The organism is Mycobacterium simiae, assembly GCF_010727605.1.
Taxonomy (GTDB): domain Bacteria; phylum Actinomycetota; class Actinomycetes; order Mycobacteriales; family Mycobacteriaceae; genus Mycobacterium; species Mycobacterium simiae.
Window position 1 is genome coordinate 1,733,255 of the sequence record NZ_AP022568.1, and the last position, 16,542, is coordinate 1,749,796.

The following is a 16,542-nucleotide window of genomic DNA, read 5'->3' on the forward strand; positions in this document are numbered from 1 at the left end:
GCCCGGTAGGGGCAAACGGCGCTAGGGACGCCCTCAGCGACGCGGGGCGGGTGGTTGCTCCTTGGGCGAGTTTGCCGGGGAGGGCGTGGCCGGAGTGTTCGATGCCGGCCGCATGGCCGCCGGAAGCATGGTGGCCGACGACAATCCCGCAGCTTCCGCGCTTACCGGCGCGGCCGAGGCGCCGAGCGGGCCCGACGCGTCGGGGGCAGCGGATGCCACCGCCGTAGTCGCGGCCGGCGCATACGGGGCGGTGTGCGCCGGCGTCACCGCGGTCCCAGACGGATTGGCCGAGTTGGCCGGGCCAACCGAACCGGCCGGAGCAGCCGCGACCGACGCCGTGGTCGCAGCCATCGGGGTAACGGTCGCCGCCGCGGGCGCCGCGCTTGCCGCGACCCCGCTCGGCGCCGCGGCCGCTGCTGGCGCGGCCGCCGCCGCCGGTACCCCCGACGCCACCGAACCCGCTTGTGCCGCAGCGCCAATCAACGGTTGCTGCGCGCTCAGCGCGTGAGTCGCAGCGTTGGACGCGCCCAGTACGGGTTGCGCGGCGGCCTGCAGCGGCGCGGCGTTGACCACCTCGGTGTCGGCGTACTGCGTCGCGCCACCGCTCATCAGCTGCACGAACTGCTCGTGGAACAGCGCCGCCTGGGCGCTGATCGCCTGGTAGGCCTGGGCGTGCGCGCCGAACAACTGCGCAATACTCGTCGACACGGCGTCCGCACCGGCGGCCTGAACCACTTGGGTGGCACCCGCCGCGGCCGAGTTGGCGTAATTGATCGCGGTGCCGATTTTCGCCAGGTCTGATGCCGCGGCCGCCACATACTCCGGCGTCGCATTCACGTACGACATCCGAACCTCCCGGCCAAGCCCAGACGGTCAAGTTCCCCGACCGTCAATTTCAGACTGGACAAGCAGATCTTACCGGAATTTCGCTGATCAGGAATGCAGCTTCCACGTCGCCAATGCACAAGGCCCGGACTGCCGAAAACGGCGGTCCGGGCCTTGCGTCGACTCTCGAGCCGGTAACCCTACTTGTTGATCTTGACGACCCGGCCGGCGCCGACGGTGCGGCCACCCTCACGAATCGCGAATCGCAGACCCTCGTCCATCGCGACGGGCTGGATCAACTTGACCGAGATGTTGGTGTTGTCGCCAGGCATTACCATTTCGGTGCCCTCCGGCAACGTCACCACCCCAGTCACGTCCGTGGTACGGAAGTAGAACTGCGGACGGTAGTTGTTGAAGAACGGCGTGTGCCGACCGCCCTCGTCCTTGGACAGGATGTAGACCTGGCCCTCGAACTCGGTGTGCGGGGTGGTGGTGCCGGGCTTGGTGACAACCTGGCCACGCTCGACGTCCTCACGCTTGATACCACGCAGCAGCAAACCGACGTTGTCGCCGGCCTGGCCCTGGTCGAGCAGCTTGCGGAACATTTCCACGCCGGTGACCGTGGTCTTGGTGCTGGTCGGGCGGATGCCGACGATCTCGACTTCCTCGTTGACGTTGATCATGCCGCGCTCGACACGGCCGGTGACCACGGTGCCACGACCGGTGATCGTGAACACGTCCTCGACCGGCATCAGGAACGGCTTGTCGGTCTCGCGGACCGGGTCCGGGATCGACTCGTCAACCGCGTCCATCAGCTCCTCGACGGAGGCGACCCACTTCGCGTCGCCCTCGAGCGCCTTCAGCGCCGACACCCGGATCACCGGGGCCTCCTCGTCGAACTCCTGAGCGGCCAGCAGCTCGCGGACCTCCAGCTCGACGAGCTCGAGCAGCTCCTCGTCGTCGACGGCGTCGGCCTTGTTCAGGGCGACCAGGATGTACGGCACACCCACCTGACGGGCGAGCAGCACGTGCTCACGCGTCTGCGGCATCGGGCCGTCGGTGGCGGCGACCACCAGGATCGCACCGTCCATCTGGGCGGCGCCGGTGATCATGTTCTTGATGTAGTCGGCGTGCCCCGGGGCGTCGACGTGTGCGTAGTGCCGCTTCTCGGTCTGGTACTCCACGTGGGAGATGTTGATCGTGATACCGCGCTGACGCTCCTCGGGCGCGTTGTCGATCTGGTCGAACGCGCGCGACTCGTTCAGGTCCGGGTACTTGTCGTGCAGAACCTTGGTGATCGCCGCGGTCAGTGTGGTCTTGCCGTGGTCAACGTGACCAATGGTCCCGATGTTGACGTGGGGCTTGGTCCTTTCAAACTTCGCCTTCGCCACTGTTGTGTCCTCCGACTGTGTTGGTGCTTTGTGAAAAGCAGTTTTGATGTTTTCAGCTGTGCCGCGGTAGTGACCGGGCCAGGTTACTCCCCGGCGTCTTACCGATCACCGCTTGGCTCGGTACGGGTGAGCCGGCGTTGACCGCTCACTCGCCCGTCGCCTTCGCTTTCGACGATTGCTCGCCTCCGAGCTCGTGAATTGACACTCACTCGCCCGTCGCCTTCGCTTTCGACGATTGCTCGCCTCCGAGCTCGTGAATTGACACTCACTCGCCCGTCGCCTTCGCGATGATCTCCTTCGACACGTTCGCCGGGACTTCGGCGTACGAGTCGAACACCATGGAGTAGTTCGCCCGGCCTTGAGTCTTGGACCGCAGGTCGCCGACGTAGCCGAACATCTCCGACAGCGGCACGTGCGCCCGAACGACGCGCGCACCAGCCCGCTCCTCCATGGCCTGGATTTGGCCACGGCGGGAGTTCAGGTCACCGATCACGTCACCCATGTAGTCCTCGGGTGTGGTCACTTCGACCGCCATGATCGGCTCGAGGATCACCGGCTGGGCTTGCTGCGCAGCCTTTTTCAGCACCTGTGAACCTGCGATCTTGAACGCCATTTCCGAGGAGTCAACCTCGTGGTAGGCACCGTCGAGCAAGGTGACCTTCAGGTTCACCAGCGGGTAGCCGGCCAGCACGCCGTACTGCATGGCGTCCTGGGCACCCGCGTCCACCGACGGGATGTACTCCCTGGGGATGCGCCCACCGGTGACCTTGTTCTCGAACTCGTAGGTTGCACCGTCTTCACCGGTGAACGGCTCGAGGTTGATGATCACCTTCGCGAACTGACCCGAGCCACCCGTCTGCTTCTTGTGGGTGAACTCGACGTTCTGCACGGACCGCTTGATGGTCTCCTTGTACGCCACCTGCGGCTTACCGACGTTGGCCTCGACCTTGAACTCGCGGCGCATCCGGTCGACCAGGATGTCCAGGTGCAGCTCGCCCATCCCGCCGATGACGGTCTGGCCGGTCTCGGAGTCCAGATGCACCTTGAAGGTCGGGTCTTCCTCGGCGAGCTTCTGGATCGACAGCGACAGCTTCTCCTGGTCGCTCTTCGTCTTGGGCTCGATGGCCACCTCGATGACCGGGTCGGGGAAGGTCATGGACTCCAACACGACCTGGTCGTTCGGGTCGCTCAGGGTGTCGCCGGTGGTGGTGTCCTTCAGGCCGATCACCGCATAGATGTGACCCGCCGAGGCCGTCTCCACCGGGTTCTCCTTGTTGGAGTGCATCTGGAACAGCTTGCCCAGCCGCTCCTTCTTGCCCTTGGTGGCGTTGATCACCTGGCTGCCGGAGTCGACCTTGCCCGAGTAGACGCGAACATAGGTCAGCTTGCCGAAGAACGGATGCGTGGCGACCTTGAAAGCCAACGCCGAGAACGGTTCGTCGGTCGACGGCTTGCGGATGACCTCGACGTCCTCCTTGCCGGGCGCATGGCCGACGGCCGGCGGCACGTCCAGCGGCGAGGGCAGGTAGTCGATGACCGCGTCCAGCATCGGCTGCACGCCCTTGTTCTTGAACGCGCTGCCGCAGAGCACCGGGTAGGCCTCCGAGCTGATGGTCAGCTTGCGAATGGCGGCCTTGATCTCGGCGACCGTGAGCTCTTCGCCGCCGAGGTACTTGTCCAGCAACGCCTCGTCGGTCTCGGCGACGGCCTCGAGCAGCTTGGTGCGGTACTCCTCGGCCTTCTCCTGCAGCTCCGCGGGAATGTCGACAACGTCGTACTTCTCCCCGAGCTTGGCCTCGGCACTCCAGACCTTCGCTTTCATCTCGACGAGGTCGACGACGCCTTCGAAGTCACCCTCGGAGCCGACGGGCAGCTGGATCGGGATGACGTTGGCGCCCAACCGGTCTTCCATCGTCTTCACCGAGAAGTAGAAGTCGGCGCCGATCTTGTCCATCTTGTTGACGAAGCAGATGCGCGGGACGTCGTACTTGTCGGCCTGGCGCCACACCTGCTCGGATTGCGGCTCCACACCCTCCTTGCCGTCGAACACGGCAACGGCACCGTCGAGCACGCGCAGGCTGCGCTCCACCTCGACGGTGAAGTCGACGTGCCCGGGCGTGTCGATGATGTTGATCTGGTTGTCGTTCCAGAAGCAGGTGGTCGCGGCCGAGGTGATCGTGATACCCCGCTCCTGCTCCTGCTCCATCCAGTCCATGGTGGCGGCGCCGTCGTGCACCTCACCGATCTTGTAGCTGATGCCGGTGTAGTAGAGGATGCGCTCAGTCGTCGTCGTCTTGCCGGCGTCGATATGCGCCATGATGCCGATATTGCGGACCTTGGTCAGGTCGGTCAGCACGTCCTTCTGTGCCACAGAAGTCTTCCCACTCTTTCGATTGCGTAGTTAGTTCGCTGTCGGTTACGCCCGGCCGCACTGCCGGTCGGCGCCGTTTCGGGCCCTACCAGCGATAGTGCGCAAAGGCGCGGTTGGCCTCGGCCATCTTGTGGGTGTCTTCCCGCCGCTTGACGGAAGCCCCGAGGCCATTGCTGGCATCCAGGATCTCGTTCGCCAGCCGCTCGATCATCGTCTTCTCCCGGCGCTGCCGCGAGAAGCTGACCAGCCAACGCAGCGCCAAGGTGGTGGACCGATCCGGCCGCACCTCGACGGGCACCTGGTAGGTGGCACCACCGACGCGGCGGCTGCGCACCTCCAGGGCTGGTTTGACGTTGTCCAATGCCCGCTTGAGCGTGATCACCGGATCCGTGCCGGTCTTGTCGCGGGCCTGTTCGAGCGCACCATAAACAATGCGCTCAGCCAGTGATTTCTTCCCCTGCAGCAGGACTTTGTTTACCAACTGGGTGACCAGCTGCGATCCGTAGACCGGGTCGTTGACCAGCGGACGCTTCGGCGCGGGCCCCTTGCGCGGCATTAGCTCTTCTCCTTCTTGGCGCCGTAACGGCTGCGAGCCTGCTTGCGATTTTTGACACCCTGGGTGTCGAGCGACCCGCGGATGATCTTGTAGCGCACGCCCGGCAGGTCCTTCACCCGGCCGCCACGCACCAGCACCATGGAGTGCTCCTGCAGGTTGTGCCCCTCGCCGGGGATGTAGGCGGTGACCTCGACCTGGCTCGTCAGCTTCACACGCGCGACCTTCCGAAGCGCCGAGTTCGGCTTCTTCGGGGTGGTGGTGTACACGCGGGTGCACACGCCACGACGCTGCGGGCTGCCCTTCAGGGCCGCGGTCTTGACCTTGGCGACCTTGTCGCGGCGACCCTTGCGGACCAGCTGCTGAATGGTTGGCATCTACCGGCTTTCTGTGTTCGAGGTCTTCTTAAGTCTCTGTACTGCAGTTATCCCCCGCCCCGGAGAACCTGACGTACCCCGCGGCCGGGTGTGTCGCACGCGCTGAGCACCGAATAAATCCGATGCGTGGTGGACATACGAATTAGCCCGGCATTCACTTCCTTACGTCAGGCGCCGTAAGCCGCCAGGCACGAGCTACCACAATACCCGGCGCCGGTCTGGCAGGTCAAAGCGAGTCTGGGACCCCGTCAACCGCCGGAACACCCCCCGCCCGCACGGCCGTTATTTCGGCCCCGATTCGCGTCAAGACCCAGCCTGCGTACTTCGCCGGTCCAACCCCGTCGCCAGTCGCAACACCATGTCGGTGAACAGCGCATCGGTGTCGATGTCGTCCATCACACCTGTCATTTCCAGCAGGACGAACCCATGCAACGCGGACCAGAACTCGAGCGCTGCATAGAAGGCCTCCTCGCCGTCCAGACCGTAGGAGGACAGCACGGCGATCACGGGTGCGGCCGCCGCGCGGGTGGCCGAGGTGTATTCGGGGTCATCACCGCCCAGCGGCATCCGGGTGAATGCCGAGTACCGCCCGGGATGGTGGTGGGCATAACTGCGGTAAGCGCCGGCCATGACCAGCACCGCATCGTCGCGAGAGCGCCCCTCCCCCACCCGGTTGAGCATCGTGATGATGTCGTCGATGACACGGATCCGCACGGCGCGGCGCAGGTCTTCCAGGCTGTCGACGTGGTTGTAGAGCGACGGCCCCTTGGTGCCCAATTGCGTAGCCAACGCGTTGATGGTCAGCGAGTCCCAGCCTTCCCGGTCCAGAAACGTCAGCGCGCCGTCGACGATGCCATCGCGGCTCAGCTTGGCCGGCCTGGAGGGAGACCTCGCCGTCCGCGCGCGCCCAGCCACCGACGGTGGTTCCGGGTGGACTGCCATGGCGACGCCCTTCGACGCGGTGATGAGGGAATATCAACTAACGACTCTAGTTGACGGAGCCGCCAATAGACGTGGGCAGATCAGGACCGGTCACGGTTGACCCCCGGGTGGACCCTGGGTGGCCCCGGCCAGAATTATTTGCCATCGCGCAGGCCAATACACGTAGGCTAATCCCGGACTAGTCCGGGCTCAGTCCAGCAGATACCGGCAGATGCGAAGGGGGCTCGCGATGCGCTGGAGAACCGCCGCCGGGTCGCTTGCAACCTGTGTCATCGCGATCACAGCCGCACCCGGGGCGCCGCCGCCGACCGCGCAGGCCAAAAACGGCGATACCCACATCATCGGTGAGGGCAGCGAGCAAACCATCGACTGCAACGACGGGACGCTGATCGTCAACGGCACCCGCAATTCCGTCAGTGCGTTGGGCAACTGCTGGGCGGTGACGGTCATGGGGTCGGGCAACACGGTCATCGCCGACTCCGTCACCCACGACATCACGGTGTATGGCTACGACCAGACGGTCTTCTTTCACAATGGATCGCCAATCCTGTGGGACCGCGGTCGCGAACTGGGAATGACCAATCGCCTGCAGCAGGTGCCCGCCTGACCTGTAGGTGCCGCAGCGAGGAGGGAACATGCGCGTCCACATCAGCGACCGTTCGATTAGATTCGCGGCGCTCACCCTGGCGCCGGCCGTCGCGGCCGCCGCGCTGGCCGGCTGCAGTTCGACCGCCAACCCGCCGGGCGGCACGACGACGAAGAGCACCTCAACCACCACCACGACGACGACCGGTGCGGCCGTGACAACAACCGGGCCGAGTGGCGAAAGCACCACCGCCTCAGTCGAAATCGGCAACACCCTGAACTACGGGTCGATGGGCACCACGGCCACACTCGACTGCGCCGCCGGTAAGTCGCTGAACGTGGCCGGTTCCAACAACACGCTGACGGTCACCGGAACCTGCGCGACGGTGAGCGTCGGCGGCGCGAACAACAAGATCACCATCGACAAGGTCGACACTCGGATCACGGTGCTGGGCCTGGACAACACCATCACCTACAAGGACGGCGATCCCAAAGTGGACAACCTCGGCTCCGGCAACACCATCAGCAAGGGCAGCTGACCGGCTACGTCGCCGATGCTCCGTGCCGACCGGCGCCGGCGGCGAAGCGGCCCGCTCCCTCGTTGGCTTCCGCGGCAACCTTGGCGATGCTGGCGAACTCTTGATCGAGCGCCGCGGACTCGGGCAGCCCCCACTGATGCAGCGCCGACAGCCGATCGGCCCGCAAACACTGCTGCGGGAGGGCTGCCAGCTCGGCCGCCAGCTGTTCGGCCGCTTGTCGCGCTTGACCTTTCGGAACCACCCGATTGGCCAACCCCATCGCCAAGGCTTCGTCGGCCTTGACCGCCCGGCCGGTGAGGATCAGGTCCAACGCCCGGCTCTGGCCGATCAGCCGCGGCAGCCGCACGGTGCCGCCGTCGATCAGCGGCACCCCCCAGCGCCGGCAGAACACGCCGAAGACGGCGTCTTCCTCGGCCACCCGGAGGTCGCACCAGATGGCCAACTCCAGACCGCCCGCGACGGCATAGCCGCTCACCGCGGCGATCACCGGCTTGGACAACACCATCCGCGACGGGCCCATCGGGCCCGGGCCCGTCCGGTGCACCTCATTGGCCTGCGGCGTGCCGAATGCCTTCAAATCGGCTCCCGCACAGAAGGTTCCGCCCTCGCCCCACAACACCGCCACCGAGGCGGAATCGTCGCGGTCGAAATCGGCTAAGGCCGTGTACAGCGCGATCGCCGTCGGGCCGTTCACCGCGTTGCGCGCCTCGGGCCGGCTCAGAATCACCGTCGTCACCGGGCCGTCGCGCTCTACCCGCACCGCATCACTCATGTCGCCTCCAGGAGTTGAGTTGTATCGCGTCGCGCGAGCAGCTTGGTCGCGAAGTCGTGGTAGACGGCGCGCAGCGGCGCACCCGGCCAGTCGTCGGGCAGCAGTTCGGTCGGCAGCATCGGGTCGGTGAGCAGGTGACGCACAATCGCGGCGGCCACCACGAAACGCCCCGGAATGTCGGTGGCGTCGGCCATCTCGCCCAGCAGGCGGCGCCCCTCGGCTGCCCAGCCGGGCAAGTCCCACAGCTGGGCGGCCAGCTGCTCGGGTGCGTCGTCGCGTGCGGTGAGCACCCGGACCCGGTCGGCGACATCGGGTTCGAGGTCGAGGTCGAGGTTGTCCGGCCGCATCCACACACCCTCGCGTAATTCTCCGAAACGCTTGCGGTACATGCTGTTTCGCTGCGTGGCACGGGTTCGAGCGTCGGTGCCCACGCTGGTGACGATCACGACATGCCAGTCGCCGCGCCAGGGACGGGTCCGGGGCCGCATCGCCTCGTCCTGGCGGCGCTGGCGCGCCAGCAGCCGATCCGAGAGGCGGTAGCCGTCGGCCGAGCGGATCAGATCCCCGGCGCCGACCATGCGGGTCAGCGCAACCCGCAGGGTGGTCTCCTTGATGCCGAAATCGGCGGTCAGCCTGATCAGGTCACTCGCGGTCGCCCACGCCGGATGAGCGCCTAGCAGGACACTGAGCACCACCGAGCGGGCCGTCATGTTGGCCATGCCTACACCCCGGAGGTACGTCGGCCGTGATCGCCGAACGGCTCGTCGCGGTGGCGCACCGCTTCACGGAAGCCGTGTTCGACCGAGTCCGCGACGAAGTCGTGCCCCTCCGGGGTGTGGCGGGCGATGCCGTCGAACACCGTGCTGACCATCCGGCTGGTCGCCACACCCTGTTGCAGCAGAGCGGAATTCAGCGCGAGTTTCACCATGATCAGCTGGTTGACCGGCACCGCCGCAATCCGCTCCACCAGCCGTTCGGTGCGCTCGTCGAGATCTTTGGCATCTGGCGCCTCGACGGCTAGGCCCCATTCGGCGGCCTGCGCGCCGGTGATGGAATCACCCGTGAACAGCAGGCGTTTGGCGCGTTGGTCGCCCAGCCGATGCGCCCACAGGCCCGCGGCCGGGACGCCCCATACCCGAGTGGGCGGGTAACCGATCTTGGCGTCCGCGGCGGCTATCACCTGGTCGGCATGCAGTGCGATGTCGGTGCCCCCGGCCACGCAGTACCCGTGGATCTTGACCACGGTCGGCTTGTCGGCGTGCATCAGGCTGGAGAACCCGCGCACGAATCGGCTCATCATCTGATAGTCGATCATTGGGTCCCACGGCTGGTTTGGCAGATGATTGATCGCCTGGGTCTTGCCGTCGAGCACGCTGCCCGCGTAGGCGCCGGTCCCGCCGGCCGAGCCGGTGCCGTCGGCGTAGGCGGACAGGTCGAATCCCGCGCAAAACCCTTCGCCGCGACCGGACACGAGGATGACGTGCACATCGGGATCGAGGTCGGCCCGCTCGACCAGTGCGGAGAGCTCGAGCGGAGTGTCCGCGACGATCGCGTTACCCTTCTCCGGCCGGTTGAAGGTGATCCGCGCAACCCGACTGGTGACCTCGTAGGTCATCGTCTTGAGGTTGTCGAAGTCGACCGGCCTGATCGCGTGGGTCACGTGACGGCTCAGCCCTTGACCAGAGAACGCTCCAGGATGGGCGCCAGATCCAGTCCGGTCGGCATGGTGCCGAACGCACCACCCCAGTGACCGCCCAGCCTGGTGGCCAGGAACGCCTCGGCGACCGCGGGGTGGCCATGACGGACCAGCAGCGAACCCTGCAACGCTAGGCAGATGTCTTCGGCGACCTTGCGCGCCCGGTATTGGATGGTGTCCAGGTCGCTCAGGTCTGCGCGCAGCTGGTCGACGTGGCGGCGCAACCGCGGGTCCTGACCGGTGCTCTCATCGAGTTCGGCAAACAGCACCTCGACGCATTCCGGACGAGTTGCCATGGCACGCAAGGTGTCCAGCGCGCTGACATTGCCGGAGCCTTCCCAGATGCCCATCAGCGGGGCCTCGCGGAACAGCCGTGGCATACCGGAATCCTCGACATAGCCGTTGCCGCCCAAGCATTCCAGCGCTTCGGCGGCGTGCGGCGTGGCGCGCTTGCACACCCAGTACTTGCTGGCCGCCAGGCCGATGCGGCGCAGCAGCGTTTCCCTTTGGTCGCCGCGCAACGCCTTGTCGGTGGCGCCGGCCATCCGCATCGCGACGATCGTCGCCGCCTCGGCCTCAACGGCCAGGTCCGCCAGCACGTTGCGCATCAGCGGCTGGTCAATCAGGTAGGCGCCGAAGGCCTTTCGGTGCTGGGCGTGATGGATCGCTCGGGTCAGGCCGGTGCGCATGCTGGTGGCGCTGCCCAGGGTGCAGTCCAGCCGGGTCAGGTTGACCATCTCGATGATGGTCGGCACGCCGCGACCCTCCTCGCCCACCAGCCAGGCGGTGGCGCCGTCGTATTCCACCTCGCTCGACGCGTTGGCGTGGTTGCCCAGCTTGTCCTTGAGGCGCTGCAGGAACATCCTGTTGCGGCTGCCGTCGGGCAGGATCCGCGGCAGCATGAAGCACGACAGTCCGCCCGGGGCCTGCGCGAGAACCAAGAAAATGTCGCACATCGGCGCCGAGGTGAACCATTTGTGACCAGTCAAGCTGTAGCTGCCATCGGAATTGGGCGTCGCCTGGGTGGTGCCGGCGCGCACGTCGGACCCGCCCTGCTTTTCGGTCATCGACATGCCCGCGGTGATGCCGACTTTCGTGGTGGCCAGCTTGAGCTCCGGGTCGTACTCGCGGCCGGTGAGCAGCGGCTCGTACACAGTCGCCAGGTCGGGGTTGTAGCGCAGCGCCGGCACCACGGCGTAGGTCATGGAAATGGGGCAGGTGTGGCCCGGCTCGATGTTCCACACCGACATCTTGGCGGCGCGCACGACATGCGCACCGGGCCGGTCGTCGGCCCAGGGTGCGGCGTGCAGCCCGTGGGCGATGGCCGCGCGCATCAGTTCGTGGTAAGCCGGGTCGTACTCCACCTCGTCGACGCGGTACCCGTACTTGTCGTGGGTGTGCAGCACGGGCCGATGGCGGTCGGCCAGCTCGCCCCACCGCTGTGCCTCGCGGGTTCCCGCCAGCGCCCCAACTTGATTGACCTCGTCGAGTCCCCACTGCCCGCCCTCGCGGATCAGCGCCTCGGTGAGCACGGCGGCGGATGCGGGGTTGTAGTTCTCCAGCGGCGGGACCTGGTTGGTGACGACATGCGTATCTGACATGCCACTCATATTACAGTTTTCCAACAACCGCACAAGAGGTGTAATACGACCGGTGTGTCGGGCTCAGCCGGTGACGCGCTCCCGCAGGAAGGCGATGTCGTCTTTGCGTCCTTCGTCGGCGGTCTCACAGATCACCGGCGCGCCGGCGGCCTCGACCACCGCCACCAGCAGGTCGGGATCGATTTTGCCGGTGCCGAAGTTGGCGTGCCGGTCAGCGCCCGACCCCGCAGCGTCGCGCGAGTCGTTGCAGTGCACCAAGTCGATGCGCCCGGTCAGCGCCTTGATCCGGTCGACCGCGTCGATCAGCGCCTCACCGGCGGCCCAGGCGTGACAGGTGTCCAGGCAAAAGCCAATTCCCTTGTCGCCAATGTGATCCCACAACCTGCCGATGGTGTCGAAGTAGCGCGCCATGGCGTGGTCGCCGCCGGCGGTGTTTTCCAGGTACACCGGGACGTCGGTGTCCAGATAATCCAGTGCCTTGACCCACCGCTCGAAGCCGGCCTCCATGTCGTTGTCGTCGGCGTGGCCGCCGTGCACGATGACCGCCGTCGCGTTGATTTCCGCGGCGGCGTCGCAGGTGTCCTGCAAGATCTTGCGCGACGGGATGCGGACGCGGTTGTTGGCCGAGGCGACGTTGATCAGGTACGGCGCGTGCACGTACAGCGGTGTGGTCGACGCCTTCAGCACCTGCGCGTCGTCGCGGGGTTTCGGCTTTTTCCAACTCTGCGGGTTGCTGAGGAAGAACTGCACGATGTCGGCGCCGTCGGCTTGCGCGGCGGCCAGCGGGTCGTCATTGCGGACATGCGAACCGATGAGCACGTCGGCCAGTCTAGTGAGGCGGTGCGACGCGGGACCGTGGCGTTGTCCAGTTCGAGTGGAACGCACGGAAAAAGCCCCGGGGAAATCCCGGGGCTTTTTCCGTCGGTAATTACCGGTAGTCGCTGTAGCCGTAGTCGTCCAGCGGAACCGCGGCACCGGTGGCCTGCCCGAAGTCCGGGCTGTAGTACTGATCCTCGTAGGACGGGATCGTGTACGCCGCCGCCCGGGCTTCCTCGGTCGGCTGCACCTGGATGTTGCGGTACCGGTTGATTCCGGTACCGGCCGGGATCAGCTTTCCGATGATCACGTTCTCCTTCAGACCGTTGAGCTTGTCGCTGCGGCAGTTGATCGCCGCATCGGTCAGCACTCGCGTGGTCTCCTGGAACGACGCCGCACTCAGCCACGAGTCGGTGGCGAGGCTCGCCTTCGTGATCCCCATCAGCACCGGACGGCCGGCCGCGGGCTCGCCGCCCTCGGCCACCACACGGCGGTTCTCCGCCTCGAACTCCGCACGGTCGATCAGCGAACCGGGCAGGAACTCCGTGGCGCCCGAATCGATGATGGTGACCCGGCGCAACATCTGGCGCACGATCACCTCGATGTGCTTGTCGTGGATCGACACACCCTGCGCCCGGTAAACCTCCTGGACCTCGCGGACCAGGTGGATCTGCACCTCGCGCGGGCCCTGGACGCGCAACACCTCGTGCGGGTCGGCCGAGCCTTCCATCAACTGCTGGCCCACCTCGACGTGGTCGCCGTCGGACAGCACTCGTTCGGAACCGTCTTCGTGCTTGAACACACGCAGCCGCTGCCGCTTGGAGAGCTTGTCGTAGACGACTTCCTCGCCGCCGTCGTCGGGAACGATGGTGATCTTGTAGAAGCGCTCGCCGTCCTCGAGCTGGACCCGCCCGGTGACGTCGGCGATCGGCGCCTTGCCTCGCGGCACCCGGGCCTCGAACAGCTCCTGCACCCGCGGCAGACCACCGGTGATGTCCTCACCGACACCACCCTGGTGGAAGGTACGCATCGTCAGCTGCGTGCCGGGCTCACCGATGGACTGCGCGGCCACGATGCCGACGGCCTCACCGATGTCGACCAGCTTGCCGGTCGCCATCGAACGTCCGTAGCAGGTCGCGCACACCCCGGTACCGGTGGTGCAGGTCAGCACCGAACGCACCTTGACCGATGTGATGCCCGCGGCCAGCAGCGCCTCGATCTCCGGGTCACCCAGGTCTTCGCCGCGAGCGACCACGACGTTGCCCGCCTCGTCGACCGCGTCGGCACCCAAAGTCCGTGCATACGCCGATGTTTCGATGTACGGGTCACGGATCAGGCTTCCGTCGGGCTGACGCTCGGCCAGCTCGACGATGATGCCGCGCTCGGTCTGGCAGTCGTGCTCGCGCACGATGACGTCCTGCGACACGTCCACCAGACGACGGGTCAGGTACCCAGAGTCGGCGGTACGCAACGCGGTGTCCGCCAAGCCCTTTCGAGCACCGTGGGTGTTGATGAAGTACTCCAGCACCGTCAGGCCCTCGCGGAACGACGACTTGACCGGACGCGGGATGAACTCACCCTTCGGGTTGGTCACCAGACCCTTCATGCCGGCCAGCGTGCGCGTCTGGGTGAAGTTACCCGTAGCGCCCGAGTCGACGATCGTGATGATCGGGTTGTCGCTGGGGTAGTGCTCGCGCAGCGCCTTACCGACCTCGTCGGTGGCTTCCTTCCAGATCTCCACCAGCGCCTCGTTGCGCTCGTCATGGTTCAAAGCACCACGCTGGAACTGCTTTTCGACCTTGTCGGCACGGTCCTCGTAGTGGTCGAGGATCTCCTTCTTGCGCGGCGGCACCAACACGTCGGCCATCGAGACCGTGACACCGCTGCGGGTCGCCCAGTAGAAACCGGCGTCCTTCAGCTTGTCCACCGTCTGCGCGACGACGATCATCGGGTAGCGCTCGGCCAGATCGTTGATGATCGAGGCCTGCACCTTCTTGTGCATCTGCTTGTTCACGAACGGGTAGCCAAGCGGCAGCAGCTCATTGAACAGCACCCGGCCCAGGGTCGTCTCGGCCATCCAGGCATCGCCTGGCTGCCAACCGTTTTGGCCGAAGAGCTCGGCCTCGATCTCGGCCGGCGGACGCAGCTGCGTCAACCGCACCTTGATCTTGGCCCGCACCGACAACACGCCGCGGTCCGACGCCATGATGGCTTCGGCCGGCGAGGAGTACACGCCTACCTCCGGCTGGTCCTTGGCCGCCGGCTGGTATTCGCCTTGGGCGCCGGCCACCTCGGTGGTCAGGTAGTACAGACCGGTCACCATGTCCAGTCGCGGCATGGCAAGCGGACGGCCGGATGCGGGCGACAAGATGTTGTTACTCGACAGCATCAGGATGCGAGCCTCGGCCTGCGCCTCGGCACTCAGCGGCAGGTGCACGGCCATCTGGTCACCGTCGAAGTCGGCGTTGAACGCCTCACACACCAGCGGGTGCAGCTGAATCGCCTTGCCCTCCACCAGCATCGGCTCGAAAGCCTGGATACCGAGGCGGTGCAGGGTGGGTGCGCGGTTCAGCAGCACCGGGTGCTCGGCGATGACCTCTTCGAGCACGTCCCACACCTGGGGACGCTGACGCTCGACCATGCGCTTGGCACTCTTGATGTTCTGCGCGTGGTTGAGGTCGACCAGCCGCTTCATCACGAACGGCTTGAACAGCTCCAGCGCCATCAGCTTGGGCAGACCGCACTGATGCAGCTTGAGCTGCGGACCGACCACGATGACCGAACGGCCCGAGTAGTCGACACGCTTACCGAGCAGGTTCTGCCGGAATCGGCCCTGCTTACCCTTGAGCAGATCCGACAGCGACTTGAGCGGACGGTTACCCGGCCCGGTGACCGGACGGCCGCGACGGCCGTTGTCGAACAGCGCGTCGACGGACTCCTGCAGCATCCGCTTCTCGTTGTTGACGATGATCTCGGGCGCGCCGAGGTCGATCAGCCTCTTGAGGCGGTTGTTGCGGTTGATCACGCGGCGGTACAGGTCGTTGAGGTCGCTGGTCGCGAACCGGCCACCGTCGAGCTGCACCATCGGGCGCAGCTCCGGCGGGATCACCGGCACCGCGTCGAGCACCATGCCCATCGGCGAGTTGCCCGACTGCTGGAACGCCGCGACAACCTTCAGCCGCTTCAATGCACGAAGCTTCTTCTGCCCCTTGCCATTGCGGATGACGTCCCGCAGGATCTCGGCCTCGGCGTCGATGTCGAAGTTCTCGATCAACTTCTGGATCGACTCCGCACCCATGGCACCGGTGAAGTACTCGCCGTAGCGGTCGACCAGCTCGCGGTAGAGGTTCTCGTCGACGATCAGCTGCTTGGGAGCCAGCTTGGTGAACGTCGTCCAGATGTCCTCCAGCCGGTCCAGCTCGCGCTGGGCGCGGTCGCGGATCTGACGCATCTCGCGCTCACCGCTATCCCGAACCTTGCGTCGCGCATCGGCTTTCGCGCCCTCGGCCTCCAGCTCGGCCAGGTCGGCCTCTAGCTTCTGGGCGCGGGCCTCCAGGTCGGCGTCGCGCTGGTCCTCAACACCCTTGCGCTCCACCACCATTTCGGCCTCGAGCGTGGAGAGCTCGTTGTGCCGCATCTCCTCGTCGACCGACGTGATCACATAGGCCGCAAAGTAGATGATCTTCTCGAGATCCTTCGGCGCCAGATCCAGCAGATAGCCCAACCGGCTGGGCACACCCTTGAAGTACCAGATGTGCGTGACCGGCGCGGCCAGCTCGATGTGGCCCATCCGCTCGCGACGCACCTTGGCGCGAGTCACCTCGACGCCACAGCGCTCACAGATGATGCCCTTGAAGCGCACGCGCTTGTACTTGCCGCAGTAGCACTCCCAGTCGCGAGTCGGTCCGAAGATCTTCTCGCAGAACAGGCCGTCCTTCTCCGGCTTCAGCGTGCGGTAGTTGATCGTCTCCGGCTTCTTGACCTCGCCGTAAGACCATTGCCTGATGTCCTCCGCGGTCGCCAAACCGATACGGAGTTCATCGAAGAAGTTGACGTCGAGCACGTAACTCCCTT

Annotated in this window: 14 protein-coding genes; 2 read left to right on the top strand and 12 right to left on the bottom strand. The window is 65.9% G+C overall.

The window, feature by feature from the left end:
• Positions 1–33 precede the first annotated feature (33 nt).
• From G6N33_RS27185 to G6N33_RS08000, 6 genes are all read right to left on the bottom strand, one after another.
• Positions 34–846, bottom strand: coding sequence for a PE family protein (locus tag G6N33_RS27185; RefSeq protein WP_179962672.1), 813 nt, complete (start codon positions 844–846; stop codon positions 34–36).
• Positions 847–1,025: 179 nt separating this feature from the next.
• Positions 1,026–2,216 carry an elongation factor Tu gene (gene tuf, locus G6N33_RS07980; RefSeq protein WP_044509807.1) on the bottom strand — a complete coding sequence of 397 codons (1,191 nt, stop codon included), beginning with the start codon at positions 2,214–2,216 and terminating at the stop codon, positions 1,026–1,028.
• 265 nt (positions 2,217–2,481) lie between these two features.
• Positions 2,482–4,587 carry an elongation factor G gene (gene fusA, locus G6N33_RS07985; protein WP_081662175.1) on the bottom strand — a complete coding sequence of 702 codons (2,106 nt, stop codon included), beginning with the start codon at positions 4,585–4,587 and terminating at the stop codon, positions 2,482–2,484.
• 85 nt (positions 4,588–4,672) lie between these two features.
• Entirely contained in the window at positions 4,673–5,143 is a 471-nt protein-coding gene (gene rpsG, locus G6N33_RS07990; RefSeq protein WP_044509806.1) for a 30S ribosomal protein S7, read from the bottom strand.
• Positions 5,143–5,517 (bottom strand): 30S ribosomal protein S12, encoded by a 375-nt coding sequence (gene rpsL, locus G6N33_RS07995; RefSeq protein WP_007767794.1) that lies wholly within the window; start codon positions 5,515–5,517, stop codon positions 5,143–5,145. The genes rpsG and rpsL overlap by 1 nt, the downstream gene beginning before the upstream one ends.
• A 303-nt stretch (positions 5,518–5,820) precedes the next feature.
• A complete protein-coding gene (locus G6N33_RS08000) occupies positions 5,821–6,459 on the bottom strand; it encodes a TetR/AcrR family transcriptional regulator (RefSeq protein WP_044509805.1) in 639 nt (212 codons plus the stop codon).
• Between the two features lie 229 nt (positions 6,460–6,688).
• Between G6N33_RS08000 and G6N33_RS08005 the strand changes: the two genes are divergently transcribed.
• Positions 6,689–7,066 carry a DUF3060 domain-containing protein gene (locus G6N33_RS08005; protein WP_044509804.1) on the top strand — a complete coding sequence of 126 codons (378 nt, stop codon included), beginning with the start codon at positions 6,689–6,691 and terminating at the stop codon, positions 7,064–7,066.
• A gap of 28 nt (positions 7,067–7,094) precedes the next feature.
• The gene (locus G6N33_RS08010) at positions 7,095–7,583 is read left to right on the top strand and encodes a DUF3060 domain-containing protein (RefSeq protein WP_044509803.1); all 489 of its coding nucleotides are present in this window, start codon (positions 7,095–7,097) and stop codon (positions 7,581–7,583) included.
• A gap of 4 nt (positions 7,584–7,587) precedes the next feature.
• On the opposite strand, the gene G6N33_RS08015 is transcribed toward G6N33_RS08010, so the two are convergent.
• The 6 genes from G6N33_RS08015 to G6N33_RS08040 all read right to left on the bottom strand — a co-directional run bounded on the left by G6N33_RS08015 (position 7,588) and on the right by G6N33_RS08040 (position 16,531).
• Complete coding sequence (locus tag G6N33_RS08015) at positions 7,588–8,355, bottom strand: crotonase/enoyl-CoA hydratase family protein (protein WP_044509802.1); 768 nt, start codon at positions 8,353–8,355, stop codon at positions 7,588–7,590.
• Positions 8,352–9,074: a PaaX family transcriptional regulator C-terminal domain-containing protein gene (locus G6N33_RS08020; RefSeq protein WP_044509801.1), complete on the bottom strand. Its 723-nt coding sequence runs from the start codon at positions 9,072–9,074 to the stop codon at positions 8,352–8,354. The genes G6N33_RS08015 and G6N33_RS08020 overlap by 4 nt, the downstream gene beginning before the upstream one ends.
• A 2-nt stretch (positions 9,075–9,076) precedes the next feature.
• Complete coding sequence (locus G6N33_RS08025) at positions 9,077–10,015, bottom strand: crotonase/enoyl-CoA hydratase family protein (protein WP_044509800.1); 939 nt, start codon at positions 10,013–10,015, stop codon at positions 9,077–9,079.
• An 8-nt stretch (positions 10,016–10,023) separates the two neighbouring features.
• The gene (locus G6N33_RS08030) at positions 10,024–11,652 is read right to left on the bottom strand and encodes an acyl-CoA dehydrogenase family protein (RefSeq protein ID WP_101528773.1); all 1,629 of its coding nucleotides are present in this window, start codon (positions 11,650–11,652) and stop codon (positions 10,024–10,026) included.
• 63 nt (positions 11,653–11,715) lie between these two features.
• On the bottom strand, positions 11,716–12,471 hold the full coding sequence (locus G6N33_RS08035) for a deoxyribonuclease IV (protein ID WP_044509798.1): 756 nt from the start codon (positions 12,469–12,471) through the stop codon (positions 11,716–11,718).
• 109 nt (positions 12,472–12,580) lie between these two features.
• Positions 12,581–16,531 (bottom strand): DNA-directed RNA polymerase subunit beta', encoded by a 3,951-nt coding sequence (locus G6N33_RS08040; protein WP_044509797.1) that lies wholly within the window; start codon positions 16,529–16,531, stop codon positions 12,581–12,583.
• Positions 16,532–16,542 lie beyond the last annotated feature (11 nt).